Origin of the sequence: Pseudoalteromonas sp. EB27 (assembly GCF_001974875.1) — a bacterium.
Taxonomy (GTDB): Bacteria; Pseudomonadota; Gammaproteobacteria; order Enterobacterales; family Alteromonadaceae; genus Pseudoalteromonas.
Genome location: NZ_MTQD01000024.1, coordinates 16,228 through 37,312, shown reverse-complemented (window position 1 = coordinate 37,312; position 21,085 = coordinate 16,228). Strand labels below are relative to the sequence as shown.

15 protein-coding genes and 1 pseudogene are annotated in these 21,085 nt (G+C 37.5%); 12 read left to right on the top strand and 4 right to left on the bottom strand.

Annotation, left to right across the window (positions count from 1 at the left end; all coding sequences use genetic code 11):
- Positions 1-1,675, top strand: a 1,675-nt coding sequence (locus BW142_RS19985; RefSeq protein ID WP_143475971.1) for a response regulator, incomplete at its 5' end; no start/stop codon positions are given.
- A gap of 577 nt (positions 1,676-2,252) precedes the next feature.
- Here the strand turns inward: BW142_RS19985 and BW142_RS19980 are convergent.
- Together BW142_RS19980 and BW142_RS19970 are read right to left on the bottom strand one after the other, a co-directional pair.
- Positions 2,253-3,433 (bottom strand): IS3 family transposase gene (locus BW142_RS19980; RefSeq protein WP_143475969.1). Its coding sequence is split into 2 segments (ribosomal slippage): positions 2,253-3,175 and positions 3,175-3,433, totalling 1,182 coding nucleotides; the frame shifts between segments, so codons are not numbered across the junction.
- Positions 3,434-3,497: 64 nt separating this feature from the next.
- Entirely contained in the window at positions 3,498-3,854 is a 357-nt protein-coding gene (locus tag BW142_RS19970; protein WP_076926085.1) for a hypothetical protein, read from the bottom strand.
- Positions 3,855-4,385: 531 nt separating this feature from the next.
- Here BW142_RS19970 and BW142_RS20890 point away from each other — a divergent pair.
- From BW142_RS20890 to BW142_RS19955, 3 genes and pseudogenes are all read left to right on the top strand, one after another.
- A pseudogene (locus tag BW142_RS20890) lies at positions 4,386-4,595 on the top strand (NUDIX hydrolase); the annotation flags it as partial.
- Between the two features lie 270 nt (positions 4,596-4,865).
- Complete coding sequence (locus BW142_RS19960; RefSeq protein WP_076926084.1) at positions 4,866-6,356, top strand: SulP family inorganic anion transporter; 1,491 nt, start codon at positions 4,866-4,868, stop codon at positions 6,354-6,356.
- Between the two features lie 10 nt (positions 6,357-6,366).
- Positions 6,367-7,218, top strand: a complete 852-nt coding sequence (locus BW142_RS19955; protein WP_076926083.1) for a universal stress protein — start codon at positions 6,367-6,369, stop codon at positions 7,216-7,218.
- 151 nt (positions 7,219-7,369) lie between these two features.
- Here the strand turns inward: BW142_RS19955 and BW142_RS19950 are convergent, their stop codons facing one another.
- Entirely contained in the window at positions 7,370-8,263 is an 894-nt protein-coding gene (locus BW142_RS19950) for a LysR family transcriptional regulator (RefSeq protein ID WP_076926082.1), read from the bottom strand.
- A gap of 116 nt (positions 8,264-8,379) precedes the next feature.
- Between BW142_RS19950 and BW142_RS19945 the strand changes: the two genes are divergently transcribed.
- Both BW142_RS19945 and BW142_RS19940 read left to right on the top strand, forming a co-directional pair.
- Entirely contained in the window at positions 8,380-9,003 is a 624-nt protein-coding gene (locus BW142_RS19945) for a glutathione S-transferase (protein WP_076926081.1), read from the top strand.
- A gap of 457 nt (positions 9,004-9,460) precedes the next feature.
- Complete coding sequence (locus BW142_RS19940) at positions 9,461-9,784, top strand: phosphotyrosine protein phosphatase (protein ID WP_024599003.1); 324 nt, start codon at positions 9,461-9,463, stop codon at positions 9,782-9,784.
- A 184-nt stretch (positions 9,785-9,968) separates the two neighbouring features.
- Here the strand turns inward: BW142_RS19940 and BW142_RS19935 are convergent, their stop codons facing one another.
- Positions 9,969-12,119, bottom strand: coding sequence for a pyridoxamine 5'-phosphate oxidase family protein (locus BW142_RS19935; protein ID WP_083707606.1), 2,151 nt, complete (start codon positions 12,117-12,119; stop codon positions 9,969-9,971).
- 394 nt (positions 12,120-12,513) lie between these two features.
- Here BW142_RS19935 and nirB point away from each other — a divergent pair, with 394 nt between their 5' ends.
- The 6 genes from nirB (at position 12,514) to BW142_RS19905 (ending at position 21,085) form a co-directional block, all read left to right on the top strand.
- Positions 12,514-15,087, top strand: a complete 2,574-nt coding sequence (nirB, locus tag BW142_RS19930; protein WP_076926080.1) for a nitrite reductase large subunit NirB — start codon at positions 12,514-12,516, stop codon at positions 15,085-15,087.
- Positions 15,074-15,427, top strand: coding sequence for a nitrite reductase small subunit NirD (nirD, locus tag BW142_RS19925; protein WP_002959861.1), 354 nt, complete (start codon positions 15,074-15,076; stop codon positions 15,425-15,427). Before nirB ends, nirD begins: the two co-directional genes overlap by 14 nt.
- A gap of 9 nt (positions 15,428-15,436) precedes the next feature.
- Positions 15,437-16,303, top strand: coding sequence for a uroporphyrinogen-III C-methyltransferase (gene cobA / locus BW142_RS19920; protein WP_076926079.1), 867 nt, complete (start codon positions 15,437-15,439; stop codon positions 16,301-16,303).
- A 271-nt stretch (positions 16,304-16,574) separates the two neighbouring features.
- Entirely contained in the window at positions 16,575-17,837 is a 1,263-nt protein-coding gene (locus BW142_RS19915) for a nitrate regulatory protein (RefSeq protein ID WP_076926089.1), read from the top strand.
- A gap of 280 nt (positions 17,838-18,117) precedes the next feature.
- Positions 18,118-19,311, top strand: a complete 1,194-nt coding sequence (locus tag BW142_RS19910; protein WP_076926078.1) for an ATP-binding protein — start codon at positions 18,118-18,120, stop codon at positions 19,309-19,311.
- 58 nt (positions 19,312-19,369) lie between these two features.
- Positions 19,370-21,085 carry a GGDEF domain-containing response regulator gene (locus BW142_RS19905; protein WP_076926077.1) on the top strand — a complete coding sequence of 572 codons (1,716 nt, stop codon included), beginning with the start codon at positions 19,370-19,372 and terminating at the stop codon, positions 21,083-21,085.

The following is a 21,085-nucleotide window of genomic DNA, read 5'->3' as shown; positions in this document are numbered from 1 at the left end:
GTATATAAAGTGTATTAACACTAATTCAGGCAGCAGCCTTTTTATTTTCACTAATATAAATGTTAATGAATGCGAATACATAAAAAATTCATCATTAATAAATATATTTTTTCAGCAATTATTTTTTTATTTAGTAAATATGGATAATTTTCAAAAGCAAACTACTGAATCGTTTTCGCTTGTCCATAAATTTTCACAACTTTCTTCCCTATTTAAAGAGCTAGCCTGTGAGTGGTTTTGGCGGACCACACCTAAAATGTTATTTGAAAGCGTTAAAAATGCTAACACAGTAGACAATATTTATGAGCAGGTATTTGTCAGTAATACTATTTTCAATTTAAGAAGTAAACGCGAACTTTTACAAGAAAACAAATGGAATGACTTTAAGTACACCATCGAAAGTCATGGCGATTTTCACGAATTTGAATTCGAAATATGTGCATTAAAAAGTATCTGGGTATCACTAAGTGGTAAATCTCAATTTGATGAGCTAGGTAATTTTATTGGTTATTTAGGCATAGCTAAAGATATAACGTCCACAAAAGAACGTGAAGCAAGTTTGAAGGAAGAAAAACAAAAAGCGATAGAAGCTAGTAATACTAAATCTAAGTTTTTAACGGTAATGTCACATGAAATAAGAACACCCATGAATGCTATTATGGGGATGATAGAATTATTACTAGATACACAGCTAGACCAAGAACAAAAGCAATGGCTAAACTATGCTAATTCTAGTGCAGATATTCTATATGGCTTAATAACTGACGTACTAGACTTTTCTAAGATAGAGTCTGGCACAGTCCTTTTGGCTAATAAACCTATTAACATTCTCCTTTTAATTGACAATATCGTAGGGCAATTAGACATAATAGAAAAAAATGAACATATTATTTTCACTTCAACTATTGATGATGCATTACCTAAATTATTTATCGGAGATGAATTTCGTCTAAGTCAGGTTTTATTTAATATTGTTGGTAATGCGTTAAAATTCACAAAGTCAGGACGTATTACTTTAAACACCTCACTAATTAACAATATGATCGTATTTGAAATAGCGGATTCAGGAGTCGGAATTGCTAAAAAAAATCTCGAATTAATATTTAAACCCTTTAGTCAAGTTAACGATAGTGTAAACAGAACAAATGAGGGAGTCGGCTTAGGGCTAAGTATTTCTAAGAATTTAATCGAATTAATGGATGGTTACCTATGTGTAGAAAGCCAGCTGGGCTTAGGGAGTACTTTTAAGATTTGTATTCCCTTTAAGGCAGCATCCAATGAAGAAGTAAAAAATATAACGGCTAAATCGCGCTCCTCCCTATCCATTCTTGTCGCTGAAGACAATAAAACAAATCAAGTTTTAGCAAAAGCTTTTTTAGAAAAACTCAATCATAATGTTACGCTCGCAAATAATGGCAGTGAAGCATTAGATCTACTGAAACTAAAAAACTTTGACCTTATTTTAATGGATATTATGATGCCTGTTATGGATGGTCTAACAGCAACACAACATATTCGTGATAAGTTACTTAGTGATATACCAATTTATGCCTTAACAGCAAACGCAGAATCAAATGATAAGGCTTCTTGCTTTAAAGTAGGGATGAATAAAGTTCTAACTAAACCGATAAAATTTGAGGTACTACAGGCTGCTCTGAATGAATTTGAACCTTAACCAATATTTTAAATGATCGGCTTAGATTTCACTCTATAAACCTAATTTTAAATGTGAGTTTAAAAAATTGAACTAGTCAATGAACTGCAAAGAAAACAAACTAATTTAGCCCATCGAGCTGCTACTTTGTACCACTTTGACATAATCGTACATGAAAAACTAGAGAGTTTGGATTCACCTTTGAGATTTAAAGTTGCACTATTATACCTTGAGAGTTTAAAAATACATCCTTTCGAGAACAAGAGTAGGAAAACACTATAAATTGAAAATTTTTAATTAGGCATAACTTCACATCGTTATTGATTTTACTGGTATACCTTTAACTAAAACCTGTTTCAGCTTTTGCTTAATTAGATTCGATGTTCAATCTATACGCTAGAGCTAACTTGTTATGATTACTTTCCCTAGTTTTCAAATGATAAATATTCTGATTTAATATTGTAGTGGCACATCGATCATACTATTTAGACAAGTAAAATTTTGTGATTTTATCCTTAGGTAAAAGCCTGTATCTAATTGTTAGTATCTATCCTATATTCAAAATTATAAATAATTACTTTCATAATAAGTGTAGTGGTCAATAAAATTTGGCCACAGTTTTAGAATCTTGATATCTAACCTCAGATTCATTTGGCGCTAAACCGGCATTATAATGATGCGGCCTAACGTTGTTGTAATATCCGTTGATATAATCACTAACGCTATATTTAGCATCAATAAAATTTCCATATCCAACCTTTGGCATCCATTCCGTTTTAAAGCTTCTAAAAAATCGCTCCATTGGTGCATTATCCCAACAGTTTCCACGCCTACTCATACTTTGTTTGATTTTATAGCGCCATAAACGTTGACGATATTTTAAACTGGTATAGTGACTACCCTGGTCTGAATGAAACATCAGTCCTGTCGGTTTTCCTCTGCTTTCATACGCGAGTTCAAGCGCTTTTAGCGTTAAATTAGTATCTGACGACAACGACACTCCCCAACCAACGACTTTACGTGCAAATAAATCAATAATAACGGCTAAATAAGCCCAGCGATTACCTACCCAAATATACGTCACATCACCGCACCACACGGTATCTGGCTCAACAACATCAAATTGTCTATCAAGCAGATTTGGAATTTCAAGGTGCTCATTACCGCCGCGTTTATATGAATGTTGAGGTACTTGGCAGCTTTCAAGCTTTAATTTAACCATTAGCTTAGTAGCACGATAACGACTCAATTCAAAATCATTGTTCGTTGCTATTGCCGCGATTGTCCGCGCCCCAGCTGAGCCGCCGCTCATTGCATGTATTGCTCTAACTTCAGCCTCTAGCCTTATTTGCTCTGGTGTCGGCGTTGTATCCCTTATAGCCCAATATTTATAGCTACTACGATGCACATTGAATACGTTACACAGCACGCTAATTGGGTAACGCTCTCGTTGATTTAGTTTCTCAATTAACGAGAATTGTTCAGGGAGTCGGACATCAAGAGAGCGGTAGCCTTTTTTAATATATCCTTTTCTAATTCGATGCGTTGGATTTGCTTTTTAAGTTCGCGGATTTCAATTTGTTCGGGCGTCATTGGCGAAGCCGATGGTGGCTGGCCATTACGCTCTTGCTTTAATTGAGTAACCCACTTACTAACGGTTGATTTACCCACACCCATCGCTTTGGCTGCTTCTTCTTGAGTATAACTTTGGTCAACTACAAGCTGAGCTGTTTCTAATTTGATTGCTGCAGAATACGTTACACGTTTTAATTTCGTCATTTTTTCACCCAAATTTGTATGCTTATCAGCATAACATTTCTTTCTTAATGGGTGGCCAAATTAACTATGCCACTACAGTCGGACGATTAGGAAGAACTAAGCATGGGGTAAGCTGATTTGATTGGTTTTGAAGTCTACAAATTTTATGAAATGTAAATAAGCCAGAAACTAGTTTTAACTTTTCGTTATCAGTTTTGTATCCAATTATTGGGGCTTGATAAGCATCCAGTTTCCAAGTGGTAATTGTGTCTAAGCTATCGTTTGAACTTGGTTTTAAAAACGAAAATAAATTTATTTTACTGATTAGATCATAAGTAGCTTTTTCAAGAGATATATTTTCAACGATAATATTCTCGAATGTAGCTCTATCTAATAATTCGCCAACCTTTTTTAATTTTCTTTCGACGCTATCGTTAATCATATTAAGCACCGGAATAATAAGTAGTCAATTTCGACATTTTTATAATGTGCCTAAATAGCGCCTTAATCAAGCCTTAAATGGTCAAAAAACACTCAAAACCCTATTGCCGCATTAAATATGACGAAATAAGTCGTTGTTGTTAAACATAATTAGATATATTTACAGAAGTTTATTTTTAGGAAGGGAGTTAAACTAACGTCTTGACATGGTAGGGGTCGGTGGTTCGAATCCACTCAGTCGTACCAATTCAAAGTAATAAAAAACCTAAGAAAAAGTACTACCTACTCTTAATCGCCCGGTCCAAAGGTCGGTGGTTCGAATTCACTCAGTCGTACTGAAAAGTTCAACGCCTTAGTTACTTTCAGCCTTTTTATAATCGCTAAAGTTAATGATATTCCTGATATTTAATTAGCTATTGAGTTCGTAAAGACGAAAGCTTAGACCTTACAGATCTGTGTGTCGTAAATAGTACAATCTGTATTGAAAACCTTTATTTGGGTCAGTTAGGTGCTTTTGGTAAAGTAGACCGCTACCTTGCTTGAACTGCAATGTATTTATGAGTCGATTTTAAATAAATCACTCGATAAACCTAACTTTAGACGTAAGTTTCAAAAAATGAACTTATTGATAAACTGCAAAGAAAAACAGACCAATGTGGCACACAGAGCCGCAACTTTGTACCGTTTTGACATAAACGTGTACGAAAAACTAAGAGAGTTTGGTTTTACGTTTGAGTTTTAAATATTCAAAAACATTATTGGATTAAAGTTTGGTCTTTAAGGCCAAACAGCATATTGCTAATATATATGTGATACCTTTAATTCGTTTGCATTATTAATATAAACTAATCAAAAAGGAGCTTTTTACTTGAAACTTACGCCGCCCTAGGCAACCCCCCCTTTTTCATCGGCACGTTACGTGCAACCTTAATCGCCATCTGCGCGAGAATCATTGTTATTTAAATAAAATATTCCCCTATACTTTGGGAAACTAACTAATTAGGTTATTTACATGTTTGATCACGTAAAAAGAGATTGGCTCTCTAATGTTCGTGGCGATGTGCTTGCTGGTATTGTTGTGGCGCTTGCCCTAATACCTGAGGCTATTGCCTTTTCTATTATTGCCGGTGTTGATCCAAAAGTGGGTTTGTACGCCTCATTTTGTATCGCCGTTATTATTGCCTTTGTAGGCGGACGTCCAGGCATGATATCGGCGGCTACCGGTGCAATGGCGCTATTAATGGTAACGCTAGTTAAAGATCATGGTTTGGAATACTTACTGGTTGCTACCTTACTCACTGGTGTACTACAAATATTTGCAGGCTTTTTAAAGCTCGGTGAATTAATGCGCTTTGTATCACGCTCTGTTGTAACAGGGTTTGTAAACGCGCTGGCGATTTTAATATTTATGGCGCAGTTACCTGAGCTGACTAATGTTACTTGGCATGTTTATGCGATGACCGCAGCGGGTTTGGGTATTATTTACTTATTTCCGTATATTCCAACTATTGGTAAAATTATTCCCTCCCCTCTGGTCTGTATTGTTGTTATTACCTTACTTGCACTGTTTTTAGGGCTTGATATAAGAACCGTTGGCGACATGGGTGAACTGCCAGACACCCTACCTATATTTTTATGGCCCGATGTACCGCTAACGCTCGAAACGCTGCAAATTGTTTTACCATATTCAATTGGTCTTGCGGTTGTAGGCTTACTTGAATCAATGATGACCGCCACTATTGTTGATGACTTAACTGATACAACGAGCGATCGTAATAAAGAATGTAAAGGCCAAGGTATTGCTAATATTGGCGCAGGTTTATTTGGTGGTATGGCAGGTTGCGCCATGATTGGACAATCAATTATTAATGTTAAATCGGGCGGTCGCGGCAGGCTTTCTACCTTTATTGCAGGTTCATTTTTAATCATCATGGTGGTGTTTTTAGATGAATGGCTACGGTTAATTCCTATGGCGGCCTTAGTTGCAGTAATGATTATGGTGTCGATTGGTACATTCTCTTGGACATCAGTTAAAGATTTAAAGAAGAATCCACTTTCATCAAACGTAGTGATGATTTCCACCGTTATTGTGGTCGTTGCCACGCATAATCTAGCCATTGGTGTTTTAGTTGGCGTATTGCTAGCTACATTATTTTTTGCGAACAAAATTGGTCGCTTTATGGTGGTTAAAGCTAACCATGATGAAAGCAACGATCAAATAACTTACGAAGTTGTTGGCCAAGTATTTTTTGCCTCAGCGGAGCAATTTATAGCGTCGTTCGATTTTAAAAATGCGGTTTCTAACGTAGTAATTGATTTAACCCATGCTCACTTTTGGGATATCACCGGTGTATCGTCACTCGACAAGGTGGTTATTAAGTTTAGGCGTGAGGGCGCAACAGTTAATATTATTGGTATGAATAGCGCAACCGAAACAGTTGTTGATAAATTTGGTGTACACAACAACCCTGAAGAAGTCGAAAAACTACTTGGCGGACATTAAGGAGAATGTAATGACTAAAATAGTTACTTATGTAGATGGCTCTGCCATTACTAAAAATGTAACCGAAGCCGCTATTTGGGCTTCAAAAAAGCTAAATAAACCAATTAGCTTTGTGCATACGCTTGAAAAAACGCAGCAAACTAATATCGGCGACTACTCAGGCAGTATTGGGCTTGGCGCGCAATCAACATTGCTTGATGAGATGGTTAAGCTTGACGAACAACGCGGTAAAGTAAATTTAAAAATGGCTGACGAATTATTACGTTCTGTAAGTGATCACGCTAAATCGGCAGGTATTACTAATTTTGAATTAATAAAACGTCACGGTAACTTACTCAACACCGTTATAGACTTTAAAGACGATACACGCCTTATTGTTATTGGGCAAAATGGTGCGGGACATAGTAATAGTTTTGCAGTGCTGGGCTCACATATAGAAACCTTAGTACGTAATGCTACTCAGCCTATATTACTTATTCCTGAAACATTTAAACAACCTGAATCATTCATGATTGCGTACGATGGTCGAGAAACAGCCGACAAAGCACTGCAACAAGTGATTGATGGCGGATTGCTACATGGCTTACATTGTCATTTAGTGAGTATCAAAAATAACGAAAAAGACCTCGAAGAAAAGTTTATTAACGCGCAGCATAAACTTCTCAGTATGGGGTTTGAAGTGTCAGCAAGCTTTTTAGAAGGCAATATTTTTGACTCGCTAATGCAATACAAAGAGCAAAATAATGTAGAGTTAATTGTAATGGGTGCGTTTGGGCACTCTAAACTAAGGCAGTTTTTTGTAGGTAGTAACACCATTAAAATGCTCGAAAACAGCGATGTGCCAGTGGTTATTTTAAAGTAAGAACCATTTTTAAATAAGGATTGGTTTTAAATAAGTTTTAGAATCCCATACAAAAAGCCTAAAATCACTTAACTGATTTTAGGCTTTTTGTTTTTGGCTTAGTTTTAATTTTAGTTTTAGTTTTAAATTTAAAGTAAGGTTTAGAGTGGCTTTACTTTTTAGCTTCAAACTTTTCAAATAAAAATTGAATAAACGACGTAACCTTTTGAGCTACAAACTTTCTATGCGGATAAATAGCAAATAAACCAAACTCAAAAGTTTTATAGTCCCCCATAACCTGCAAAAGCTTGCCCGATGCAATATCGTCTCTCACCACTATTTCAGGGATTAAGCCAATACCACCACCCGCTACAACCACCTCTTTTACAGCTTGTGGATTATTAACCGAAACACGCGAGTTTACGTTTGCCGTTAATGCCTCGCCACTAGGTGAAACTAGAGGCCAATGGCGACCTATTTTAAAGTTGCTATCAATCACCGTGGCGTGTTGTTCAAGCTCGTCAACACTCGCTGGTGCACCAAAACGCTGAATATAATCGGCTGATGCACATAAAATTAAAGGGTAACTGGTAATTTGCCGCGCAATTAAATTAGAGTCAGACACACTGCCAATTCTAATTGCTAAATCAACACCCTCTTCAAGTAGATCAATTGTTTTGTCTGAAAGCACTAAATCAATACTTAAATCAGGGTATCGGCTCAGTAACTCAGGCATTAACGGCGCAAGGTTTGATTCGCCAAACGACACCGGCGCACTCACCCGAAGTTTGCCGCTAGCAAGGGCTGTTTGACCCGATAAGTTATCGAGCATTTCGCTATAGCTTTCAATTACCGGCACTACGCTTGCGTAATAACTTTGCCCCGCTTCGGTAATCGAAATTCTACGCGTGGAGCGGTTAAATAATCTAACCCCTAAGTCTTGCTCTACAATGCCCACATATTTACTAACCAGCGCCTTTGAAAGCCCTAGTCTGTCGCCTGCGGCTGTAAAAGAGCCTGTTTCAACAACCGCGATGATTGTTTTAATGCCAATAATAGTATCCATGATTGTCAATATAGCATTGACATTTATTCCTTACTAGCTTGGTTTTTCAAAACTGATAATAGTGAAAGAATAGCGTTATTAAAAATCACTATTCAAAATTAAAAACAGGACAACCCATGAGCAACCTAACGCTATACCGTTTTACTTTATCTGGTCATTCTCATCGTGCAGAGCTATTTACATCGCTTTTAAAGCTTGATGTAAATATGGTTGATGTTGCACTGCAAGACGGCGCGCAAAAGCACGCTGACTTTCTAAAAATGAATATTTTTGGACAAGTACCGGTACTTAAAAACAACGACGACATTATTAACGATTCAAACGCTATTTTAGTGTACTTAGCACAAAAATTTGATGCTAACAGAACCTGGTACCCTGAAGATGTTACTGTTCAAGCGCACATTCAGCGCTGGTTGAGCGTTGCTGCAGGGCTTGTGGCTTCAGGTCCGTGTTCAGCTCGTTTAGTCACTGTATTTGGCGCAGAGCTTGATCATCATAACGCGATAAATATTGCCCATACATTATTTAAAACAATGGATGCGTACTTACAAAATCGCGAATACTTAGTAGGCACTCAACCAACTATTGCCGACATTGCCAACTTTTCGTACATAGCACACGCACCGGAGGGTGGCGTATCACTTGAGCAATACCCTAATATTTTAAGATGGTTAAACAACGTTCGTAAACTTGATGGTTTTATAGCAATGCCTGAAACAAAAGCGGGTTTGCTCGCTTAGTGTTTTAAGTTTTTAATACTATTTTTTAAGAGGCTATTAAGCCTCTTTTTTGTGTGTTTGTTTAAGTGAGATTAGAAGTTTAGTGAATAATATTTATAATTTGCAATAGGTTACGCTATTTGCTATTTGTAGAATTTCATAGGGTATATGGATTTTTCCATTAGAAAGTAAAGAAAATGTCCTCTAATAAAATAGGTATATGCTAGAGGAAGATCTGAATTGAATTTATTCGAGAAAGAATACCGAGATACTCCTATGGGAACATAAGTGACGTGAAACGCTTTTCCGATTTTATTAGAGTTCTAATTAACAAAGGGAAACTAAATCTATATAATTAGAAAGATAAAAACTTTTAAAAATACTTCTGTTCACCATTGTTCCATTTAAGTACGTCGATCATTACAACCCATTTTTTAGCCCGTTTAAGCAGACGTTATATGTTTCTCTAAGGAAGTAGATGAACTTACTCTTTATATGTAGTCAAAATAAACTAAGAAGCCCAACTGCAGAATCCATATTCTCAGATTTACCAAATGTTAATGTTCGCTCTGCAGGATTAAATAATAATGCAGAAATACCTTTAGGCGTTGACGATGTTGTTTGGGCCCATTATATTTTTGTCATGGAGCAAGCACAGATAAAGAAGCTGCGTACATATTTTAAAAAGCATTTAAAAGAACAACGTGTCATATGTTTAGGCATTCCAGATGATTATGAATATATGGAACCAGCTCTAATCAAACTATTTAAACAAAAAGTACCTCAATATATTAATGCTTAAATACATAACAAGTGACTATAAAACTATTTTAAAGCCGATAATTACTACGAGACTTCATACTGCGATAAATAATTTATAGGTATTTTCAATTTTTGATTATATTAAGTAGGTTGTAACAAGCTGGACTCCTCAGAACTTTAATTCTCAAGTTTAGTTAATGTATTTAGAGCTGCATTTCAAAACACTACAGCTCTAAATCAAGTTCATCAACGCCTTTAGCCGGTACGGCGCAGCAAATCAGCGCCTGCCCTACCTCTACTGGATAACTTACGTTATTGCGATAAACCACAGCACCTGCGTTTATTTTTACGGCGCAACTGCCGCAGCTGCCGTTTCGACAACCAAACTCAGGTTCTAAACCATGAGCTTCGGCTACATTAAGTATAGTGTTGTCGCCTTCATTCCAGCGCTGTTCAAAGCCCGATTTACTAAATTTAATTACAGTGTTGTCTGCTTCCTCAACACTAATCTCTTTGCTTTTATTAGGCGCTTCGTTTGTGTTAAGTACTTTGCGCTTAATACTGGAGGGTCCAAATGCTTCCGCAAATATGTTTTTGTCCTGCACACCGAGTAATAACAGCTCGTTATATACATGCTGCATAAATGCTTGCGGTCCACATAAAAAGAACTCGTAATCATCAAGTGGTAAATAATACCTAAACACATCCGCATTTATGCGCCCTTTTAAATCAAAGCCCTCGTCTTTGAAATTAAAGCTCTCATTTTTTAAGTTAAAGCCATTGCCTTGTTTTTCATCAAGCTCAGGCTGAGATAAAAGTGAGTAGTAATCAATTGCCCCGCCGCTCGTATCTGCTAGTGCTTTTAGCTCGTTGTAAAAAGCACGCTGTTGGGTGTTTTTAGCACTGTGAAAAATATGCAACGAGCGAGTATAACGGGTTCTTAACCCTTCATTGGCAATGTGTTTAGCCATTGAGATCATAGGTGTAATGCCTATTCCACCACCAATTAATACCGCAGGTTTAGCGCTTGCTGGGTCAATAAAAAACTGCCCTTGTGGGTATTTAGCTAAAATAACGCTCCCGAGTTTTACGTTATTATGAAAGTAGTTAGACACCTCGCCACTGAGCTCTTTTTTAATCGATAACCGATAAAATAGTTCATGAGGGCTCGATGACACGGTGTAGGTTCTAATAACAGGTTTGCTATTACTGTTATTGCTACTATTTTTACTTGGTATTTGTACGGTTAAGTGCTGCCCAGCTTTAAACGGTAACAAGGTTGTATTGTTATGCCCTTCTAAATAAAAGGAAGTAATTACATCACTTTCTTTCGTTATTTTGGTTACTTTTAAAGGCTGCCAAGTATGTTTTAGTTTTTCGGCTTGTTTGTTTTTATCAGCCTCAAGCCACGTGCCCGTCATTTTAGTGTTAGGGGAATAAGCATCAAATTTAGCACTAAACGGGAGTAAGTTTTTAAGCCACATTCCTTTAGTGAGGGTAAATTTCCAGCCTCGGTCTGCGCCAATAAAGCCTTCAAGCTCTGGGTGCCCGTCCCATAAAATTTCAACGCTGCCGGTAAGCATTAATACATTACCCGTGTCAAAATCAGGAAATAGCAAACCTGCTTTTGGGTTTAATAAAAAGTTACCCAAGGTATTAAAAAAATTATTACCTGCGTAATCAGGAATCGTTAATGTGTTACCTTCGCGCTTTACAAAACCTGGCAACCCACCACGGTGAGAAACATCAACACCTTCAATTTTTGGGTTGTTTTTAGCGGTTATAAAACTCGAAACAAAAAATGTATCGGCGGTGTCAATTAACGCACTGGCTGCGTTATCAAGTGTAGTAAATTCAACTTTTTGCAGTGCATTACTTTTAAGTAAAGGATCTCTATTAAACGTTAAGTCGCGCGTTTGAATATACTGCGGGCAATTTCCAAAGGATTGATCAACATTAAAACTCACTTTATTATCACTAATTACCTCACCTATTCGCACATTTAAACGGTTACGCCTACGCGTGTTTAGCTCAATGCCTAACAAACCAATTGGCGAGCCGGCAATATTTAACGTGTTATGTAAGGGGTCGTTTTTATCAACCGCGTGGGTCATTAATAATGATGTGGGTGTGGGTGAGCTTAAAAAGCCAGGCTGTCCTGAAACAATAGATACCCACGGATCAGCGTTTTCATCAACACTGCCTGCAACCACAAATGGTAACTGCTCAAAAAAGGCTTGATGCTGCTCTGGCATAAATGAGCGCACAGCACGTTTGCCAAATGTTGCCATTATTTCTCGTTTACCGAGTTTGTCTTGTATTGCCAGCTCGCCTTCATGAAAAGGTGAAGCATCTATTGAGTTTGTGTTTATCATTTTGCTCGTAATTCGTGTGCATATTTCATGGGTTAAATTTAACGCAATACACAATGAATGATAATGGGTGTTTTATTGACTGATAATGCACAAAACAATGACAATACTTGCACCCTCTTAGTGCCAGGCGCGCACCAACATATAACAAAATAGGTTTTATCCTCACTCTAAAAACACATTAAATACTATTTAAACAATAACTTAAAAAACTGGCTGTATTTTTGCAAACATTCTATTAACAAGCCCGTTTTACTTACGGCAAAAATTTAGGTTGTGAGCACAATAGCTATTAGCAACCATCGGCAAAGAAGCCCGCACACAGTTATGCATATTGCGTATTTGTGGCGGGCTTTTTTGTTATTTGTATCTAAACCGTCACTTTAAGGAATGCCCTATGCAAACCTCGCAAAAAATACTCATTATTGGTAATGGTATGGTCGGACACCACTTTGTTGAGCAAATGCGCCAAAGCGATGCCAACGCAGACATTACTGTACTTTGCGGAGAAGCAAATCTTGCATACGATCGCGTGTACTTATCAAGTGTATTTGATGGTAAAACAGCCGCCGATTTAGCACTAACAACTCACGACAACTACAAACAGCTTAATATTAATGTGCATACCAGCCAGTGGGTTGAAGGCATTGATAGATCAGCAAAAATAGTGACCACATTAACCGGTGAGCAATACCCGTACGATAAACTTATATTGGCAACAGGCTCATTTCCGTTTGTGCCGCCTATAAAAGGTAACGACCAACCCCATTGTTTGGTGTATCGCACATTAGAAGATTTAGAACAAATAAAAGCCAGTGCCGCTGTAAGTAAAAGCGGTGTTGTTATTGGCGGTGGTTTATTAGGGCTTGAAGCTGCAAATGCGATTAAACAGCTCGGGCTTGATACCCACGTAGTTGAATTTGCGCCACAACTTATGGCTGTACAGCTTGATGGACAAGGCGGTACGCTACTAAAAAATAAAATAGAAAAACTCGGCGTAACTGTACACACATCAAAAGCAACCAGTGAAATAGTAAAAGGCGAAACGAGTCGCTTTAGATTAAATTTTTCGGACGAAACATTTTTAGAAACAGACCTAATTTTGTTCTCTGCCGGTATTCGCCCGTATGACCAACTCGGCAAAATTGCCGACTTAGAGCTGGGTGAACGCGGCGGTATTATTATTAATAACCAATGCCAAACGTCAGATCCTGATATTTTAGCGATTGGCGAGTGCGCCCTATGGGACAAAAAGCTATTTGGCTTAGTAGCACCGGGTTACAACATGGCGCGCGTTGCAGCGAGCCAATTAAGTGGTGGCGACCTTGAGTTTTTAGGTGCTGACATGAGCACAAAACTTAAGCTGTTAGGCGTAGAAGTAGGCTCAATTGGCGACGCTCACGCAAAAACGCCAGACTGTAAAGAACTTATATATCAAGATGCTATTCGCGGCTGTTATAAAAAAATCATACTAAGTGAAAAAGGCGATAAATTACTGGGCGCTGTACTTGTTGGCGATACCAGCGATTACGATACTTTATTGCAGTACATGCTTAACGATATGGACTTACCAGAAAACCCTGAGTGTTTAATTTTACCAGACAGCGGCGGCGCACCCTCGTTATCTGGCAGTGCCCTACCCGACACCGCCACTATTTGTTCGTGTCACAATGTGAGTAAAGGCGACATTGTAGGCGCGATTGATGGCGGCTCATGCGATTTAGCATCGGTAAAATCATGCACTAAAGCAGCAAGCGGCTGTGGTGGTTGTGCGGCATTATTAAAATCAGTTGTTGATAACGAATTAGCAAGTCGCGGAGTTGAAGTAAACAACCATGTATGTGAGCACTTTGCGTATTCACGCCAAGAAATACTGCACATGGTAAAAGTAGAAAGCATTAAAAGCTTTGATGACTTACTAACTAAACACGGTAGCGGTCATGGCTGTGAAATATGTAAACCTGCCATTGCCTCTATTTTAGCTTCAACATGGAACGACTTCATTTTAGAGCCCGCTCATGTTGGCTTACAAGACACTAACGATACGTACCTAGCAAATATGCAAAAAGATGGCTCGTACTCTGTGGTACCGCGTATTGCGGGTGGCGAAATAACGCCCGACAAACTCATTGTAATTGGACAAGTAGCCAAAGACTTTAACCTGTACTGTAAAGTCACTGGCGGTCAACGTATTGATTTATTTGGTGCGCACTTAGAAGAGCTTCCTGTCATTTGGGAGCGACTTATAGAAGCCGGATTTGAGACAGGTCATGCCTATGGTAAGTCACTCAGAACTGTTAAATCGTGTGTGGGTAGTACGTGGTGTCGTTATGGTGTGCAAGACAGCGTTGGACACGCAATAGAAATAGAAAACCGCTACAAAGGGTTACGTGCGCCGCATAAATTTAAAATGGCGGTATCGGGTTGTACCCGCGAATGCGCCGAAGCACAAAGTAAAGATATTGGCATTATAGCCACCGAAAACGGCTGGAACTTATACGTCTGTGGTAATGGCGGTATGCGCCCTCGCCATGCTGATTTATTTGCGACCGATTTAGACACGCCAACACTTATTAAATATATTGACCGCGTAATTATGTTTTACATTAAAACGGCTGACAAATTACAGCGTACATCGGTATGGATGGAAAACCTTGAAGGCGGTTTAGACTACCTTAAAAGCGTAGTCATTGACGACAGCTTAGGCATTTGCGACGAGCTAGAAGCGCAAATGGAGTTAATTACACAAACCTATGCATGTGAGTGGAAAAAAGCGATTGAAAGCCCAGATGCAGCCAAACGATTCCGCCAGTTTGTTAACAGCCCCGAAACCGATGACAACATTTTATTTGTGCAAGAACGTAACCAAATTCGCCCAGCTACAGAAGCCGAAAAACGTGAGCAACGTAATACACAAAACCGTATTCCAGTAATGGAAGTTGAAGAGGAGCAAGCTGATGTCTTGGCATAATATTGGAACAATCGACAACCTAGTAGCTAATAGCGGCGTATGCGCATTAGTTAATAATCAGCAAGTGGCTATTTTTTACATTCCGCAAAACCCAACGGCTGTGTTTGCCATTAGCAACTACGACCCGATTGGCAAAGCCAATGTATTATCGCGTGGCATTATTGGCTCAATCGACAATAAATTAGTTGTCGCATCGCCTTTATATAAGCAACACTTTTGCCTAGAAACAGGCGAATGTTTAGAAGCAGAAGCAATACACTTACCGGTTTTTAATGCAAAAATTGAAGACGGCAGTGTATTTATAAGCTCTGAACCAAAAGTTACAACAGCTGTGGCTTAGGGAAATAGTATGAGTGTATTGTCTTATTTTTCGGGTATTGAAAACGTGTGGCTAAATAAGCTTGTTACTAAGCTAACAAGCTCAAATAGTCGCAGTGCTAAAAGTGGCAACGTTTATATAATTGGTGCAGGTCCAGGGGACGCTGAGCTAATTACAGTAAAAGCGCAGCGATTAATACAAACAGCCGATGTTGTTTTATACGATTGGTTAGTAAGCGATGATTTATTAAAAACGCTTCCTAAAAAAGCACAGCGAGTATTTGTAGGTAAACGTGCTGGTAAGCATTCGATGACCCAAGCTAATATTAGCGAACTACTGGTTAAATACGCGCAACAAGGCTTAAACGTAGTGCGTTTAAAAGGCGGCGATCCGAGTATATTTGCACGTATTAACGAAGAAGCCGATGCGCTTACCAAGCATAATATTAATTTTGCTATTGTGCCGGGTGTCACAACGGCTTGTGCTACTTCTGCTTATACGGGTATTCCGCTCACTGCACGCGATGTAGCCCGTAGTGTTACATTTTTAACGGCGCAGTTTGCCGATCCTAACAAGCAACCTCATTGGCAAAATTACGCGTTTATGCCTGCAAACAGCAACCCCACTTTAGTGGTTTATATGGGGCTTTCGCGCTTACAAACACTAAGCAACGGTTTGCAATCAGTGGGTTGGCCAAGTAATACACCCATCGCACTAATAGAGAATGCCACTACCACTAAGCAAAAGGTAATTACCAGTACGCTTGAGAAAATAGTAAATGAGCATGCTAAACATAACTTTCAAGGTCCTACCCTAATTATGATTGGCGAAGTAATAAATCATAAAATGGCTATCAGCCCAGAGTTACTAAACAGTATTAATGTTAACGCAAGATAGATAATGAATAATGCACTTTTCGCGCTTACTACCTCCCCAGGAGTAGGCGCTTTTTTTGTTTTTAATTTGGGTTCAAGTTGTGTGCAATAACATGTTTAAATGCACCAAATAAGTTAAAAGTAATGGCAATTTAAATTATAGAAATACAGTGATAAACAAAAATTATACTTTAAGCAATTGTATTAGCTTGATTTTAAATTCAATGATGAAATTTATTAATGATTGGAACAGTGGTTGCACTTTAAAAACAAAAAAGTGTGGAATAATACCAATGGCGACAAGCAATCCTCTCACAAAACAGTTTTTATTAGCGGCTAAATATCAAGAAATACATGCCCTAAAGCAATTACAAAACAGTTGTGCCTCGCTTACTAAATTAGGCGATTTTGTACACCAGTTACAAAAAGAGCGCGCGATGAGTAATATATTTTTGGCCTCAAATCGCGAGCGATTCAAAAGCCAATTACAAGAGCAGATCCCTTTAAGCAACAGCGCACAAACTGATTTTTATGATTCACTTAAGCAAACATTTATAAACAACAACGCCGATACTGGCCATACTCGATTATTTAATTTAATTACGTATAGCTTGCAAGCACTCGACGCATTACCCGTCTTGCGAAACCAAATAGCACAACAAAATATTAGTGCCGTGCATGCTACTCAGTCATTCACTCAGTTAATTGCTAGTTTACTCAATATTATTTTAGAGGCAGCCGATGGCGCAAGCGATCCCAAAATAACGCGCTTATTAGTCGCATTTTTTAATTTTATGCAAGGTAAAGAATACGCAGGACAAGAGCGAGCCTGTGGTGCTCAAGCATTTGCAGCGAGTAAATTTACCACAGAGCAAAAACAACAACTCGCGCATTTTGTACAAGAGCAAAACCAAAGTTTTGACTTTTTTAATGAATACGCCGATGCGCACCTTTTAAAATGTTTTGGCACACTAACAACACATCAGGTTAATAATCAGGTAGAGCAACTGAGAAGTTTACTGCAAAAGCTCGATGATGAGAACGCTCAACCGCTCTCACAACTGAGCGAAGTATGGTACGAGGTAACCACTACGCGCATAGATATAATGCATAAAATTGAACAAAATATAGCAGATCAGTTAATTGATACCGCAGCAATGCAAATAGCCTGTGCTCAACGTAGCTTAAATACAAATAAGCAGGTACTTAACAATATGGCAGAGCAACACATAGCCCCTACTTTTGGGCAATTAGCTATTAAGCAACCAGAGCCAGAAGTAAGCCAAAACATTGCGGCCGATAAGCTCAATAGTAATAAAAGTATGTACGATTTAATTATCGAGCAAAGCCAACATATTAAACAAATAAACCAAGCGTTACTTGATGCCAAAAAAGTTATTAGTGAACAAAAAGTTATTCACCAAGCCAAGTACATACTTATTGAGCAATTAAAACTCACTGAAGAGCAAGCCCATAAACAGCTACAAAAACAAGCGATGGATACGCATAAAACCTTATTTAGCGTAGCGCAAACAATTATACAAATGAGCGATTAAATATGCTCTTTTTATTAGGGCGTGTTGGTGTTTAGTAAGAACACTACCCTACAGAATACTTATTTGTCCAGTTACAGACTCCACGCCCAGACTGAGTTTTGCCTTATTTAAATATAGATTTATAACCTACTAACTATAATAAGGTAAGGCTTTAATTTGGCGTTAATTTTTAAAGTATAATTATTCAACACATTCAAAATAATCAACTACAATAAGTTAATCATTTGTTGCATCTCATTTTAATGAGGCATATTTATTTAATACTGTTGTAGGAGTTTGAATGCCCAATGTAGAGAGTTATATAGAAGGTGTATCATTAATAGATGAGCAGCAATTAACTACCTCTCTTGATAATGACATTCAAACAAGCTTAGAAAGCATTGCTGAGCTTGTTTTAAACATTTTTGATACTACCGCACTCTCTATTGTTGCTAACCTGCCTCAACGTATCATTGAGCTATATAAATTCGGTTCAAAAATAACAGTAGCTAAAGAACAACTACCTAATGACGTTTTTAGTGAATCGATTATCGAGTCTAACCCTAAAATATTCAGAGTTATATCGCCTATCATTTTGCCCTCAGGCCTTAAGTTTGGATGGTTTATATTTGACAGAGCAAGTGATTCACTACTTACAGAAAAAGAGCAATCAATCTTAAATAGTTTACAAAAAAACTTTGTAAACCAGTTAGTCCAACGTAAAAAACAATTAGAAAAAATAAACAGTTCTAAGTTTCACTCAACAATTTTTGAGCAAAACAAAGAAGACGAAATTGAAAAAGATCACCTACTCAAAAAATTACAAAAAGTGAGTGATGAACTTGATGAATTTACCAGTATTGCTTCTCACGATCTAAAGTCACCATTAAATGCTATAAAGCGTTTATTAGAGTGGATTTATGATGACTGTAAAGATTTACTCCCTCAAGAGCACCTAGAAAACTTTCAGCTTGTGCTCAGCCGGGCTAATAGAATGCAAATACTACTAGAGGATTTACTAAGCTACTCGAGAATAAATAGCTGTGATTCAACGCGTGCAAACATATCTTTAGAAAGTATTTACCAAGATGTAGAACAAATTTTAGAAGTTCCACAGACTGTCACTGTTGATATACATGCCAACAACGAAGTACTCGATATACCGCTAATCCCTTTTAAAACTGTTTTTCAAAATCTTATTAGTAATGCAATAAAGCATAACAATAAAGAGCACCCGGTTATCGACATTTCACTTATCCCCTCTAATCAATATTACATTATTGAAATAAAAGATAATGGCCCTGGAATTGACCCTAAATATTTTTCACTCATATTTAAGTTATTTCAAACATTACAATCTCGAGATGACGTTGAAGGTAGCGGCATTGGACTCTGCATTGCCAATAAGCTCATTATTAATTACAGGGGAAAAATTGAAGTAGCCTCCGATGGAAAGCTTGGCAGTACATTCACTATTTATTGGCCAAAATTTTAACTATGAAATTATCAATTATACACGAGCATCATGTTGATGTTGCTCTTAGAAGGAACGTATGAATATTTTAATTGTTGATGATGACTTAGTTGATCGCAAATTAATTAAAAAAATGCTTATTTCAGACGACTCTCAACTTCATAACATCACTGAAGTAACATGCGTTTGCGAAGGGTTAAAAGTAATTGAAAACAACCACTTTGACATAATTTTACTCGATTATAATATGCCCAAAGAAGACGGTATTGAAATGCTAATTGAAATGCGCAAAAAACCTAAACTCGGTAATACCGCAATTATCATGATCAGCTCTTCAGAAAATTCAACCTTGGCAATTGAGTGTATAGAAGCCGGTGCTCAAGACTTTTTACCTAAAGGAGATATAACAGGAAGCAGTTTAAATAAGGCTCTTATATATGCAAAAAAACGTTTTGAAGCAGAGCAACGTATGCATAACAGTTATCTTGCTGTTAAGCATATGGCTGAGAGGGATCAGCTTACTGGTTTGTCCAATCGATATCATTTTGAAGAAATACTAAAAGTAATGATAGCCAATAATAAACGTGCTAAAAACTGCGTGGCGTTACTTGCTTTAGATTTAGATAACTTCAAAAATATTAATGATACGCTTGGGCATAGTGTCGGCGACGAAATTTTAATACAAACCGTGCACAGAATTAATAGTTGCCTAAGACAAAACGAAGGATTTGCTCGATTAGGTGGTGATGAATTTGCAGTTATAATAGGTGGGATTTGCAATATTAATCAAATAGGTATGATAGCAAATAGAATTTTAGCTGAAGTGTCAAAACCCTTTTTACATGAAGGTAGAACTTTAAATTGCAGTGTTAGTATAGGAAGTGCTTTATACCCAAACGATGCGACTGAATCGCATGAACTGCTAAAATGCGCTGACATTGCAATGTATCGCTCAAAGCAAAGTGGTAAAAGTAGAATCAGCTTCTACAAAGAGCAATATCAATACGAATTTAGTCGCCGGGTAGATATTCAAAATAGTATAAAAGAGCATATAGAGGAAAAAAACTTTAGGCTTTTTTATCAACCAGTTTACTGTTCAAAAACACAAATTATGACAGGTGTTGAAGCACTGATCCGTTGGCCCGATTCAACCGTTAGTTATACTCCTGATGAGTTTATTCCTATTGCTGAAGAATGTCGCTTAATAGAACCCCTAGGAAAATGGATAATCGCGAGTGCTTTAGAGCAGTTATCTTTGTGGCAGAAAGACTACCAAACGCCGTTAACTCTATCTATCAACATTTCACCTATACAGCTACAAAGAGGGTTTTTACAAACGTATCTATTAAATACAGTCGAAAAATACAATTTAAAAACCAGTAGTATTATTCTTGAAATAACAGAAACAGCTTTTATGGAAAACAGTAAAGAAGTGATTGAGATATTAACTTCTTTGTCTAACAAAGGGTTTAGGATTGCTTTGGATGATTTTGGTATGGGTTACTCATCCATATCTCACCTTATTTCCTACCCTATTGATATAGTAAAATTAGACAAAAGCATGCAATCGTTAGGCGGAGAAAATAATAAGCGATTAAAAATAATCGAGAGCTTATCTTTAATGCTGAAAAAACTAGATTTTTCTGTAGTAGCTGAGGGTATCGAAACTGAAGCCCAGCATCAGCTATGTAAAAAATTAAATATAGACTACTTGCAAGGTTTTCTATTTTCAAAGCCTATACCTGCAAACGAAATTAACTTGTTACTAAATAACTATAAAAAACAATTAAGTTAG

Coding starts and splice junctions, on each gene's coding strand:
- BW142_RS19970 (WP_076926085.1), bottom strand. CDS start 3,854: ATGATTAACGATAGCGTCGAAAGAAAATTAAAAAAGGTTGGCGAATTA.
- BW142_RS19960 (WP_076926084.1), top strand. CDS start 4,866: ATGTTTGATCACGTAAAAAGAGATTGGCTCTCTAATGTTCGTGGCGAT.
- BW142_RS19955 (WP_076926083.1), top strand. CDS start 6,367: ATGACTAAAATAGTTACTTATGTAGATGGCTCTGCCATTACTAAAAAT.
- BW142_RS19950 (WP_076926082.1), bottom strand. CDS start 8,263: ATGGATACTATTATTGGCATTAAAACAATCATCGCGGTTGTTGAAACA.
- BW142_RS19945 (WP_076926081.1), top strand. CDS start 8,380: ATGAGCAACCTAACGCTATACCGTTTTACTTTATCTGGTCATTCTCAT.
- BW142_RS19940 (WP_024599003.1), top strand. CDS start 9,461: ATGAACTTACTCTTTATATGTAGTCAAAATAAACTAAGAAGCCCAACT.
- BW142_RS19935 (WP_083707606.1), bottom strand. CDS start 12,119: ATGATAAACACAAACTCAATAGATGCTTCACCTTTTCATGAAGGCGAG.
- nirB (WP_076926080.1), top strand. CDS start 12,514: ATGCAAACCTCGCAAAAAATACTCATTATTGGTAATGGTATGGTCGGA.
- nirD (WP_002959861.1), top strand. CDS start 15,074: ATGTCTTGGCATAATATTGGAACAATCGACAACCTAGTAGCTAATAGC.
- cobA (WP_076926079.1), top strand. CDS start 15,437: ATGAGTGTATTGTCTTATTTTTCGGGTATTGAAAACGTGTGGCTAAAT.
- BW142_RS19915 (WP_076926089.1), top strand. CDS start 16,575: ATGGCGACAAGCAATCCTCTCACAAAACAGTTTTTATTAGCGGCTAAA.
- BW142_RS19910 (WP_076926078.1), top strand. CDS start 18,118: ATGCCCAATGTAGAGAGTTATATAGAAGGTGTATCATTAATAGATGAG.
- BW142_RS19905 (WP_076926077.1), top strand. CDS start 19,370: ATGAATATTTTAATTGTTGATGATGACTTAGTTGATCGCAAATTAATT.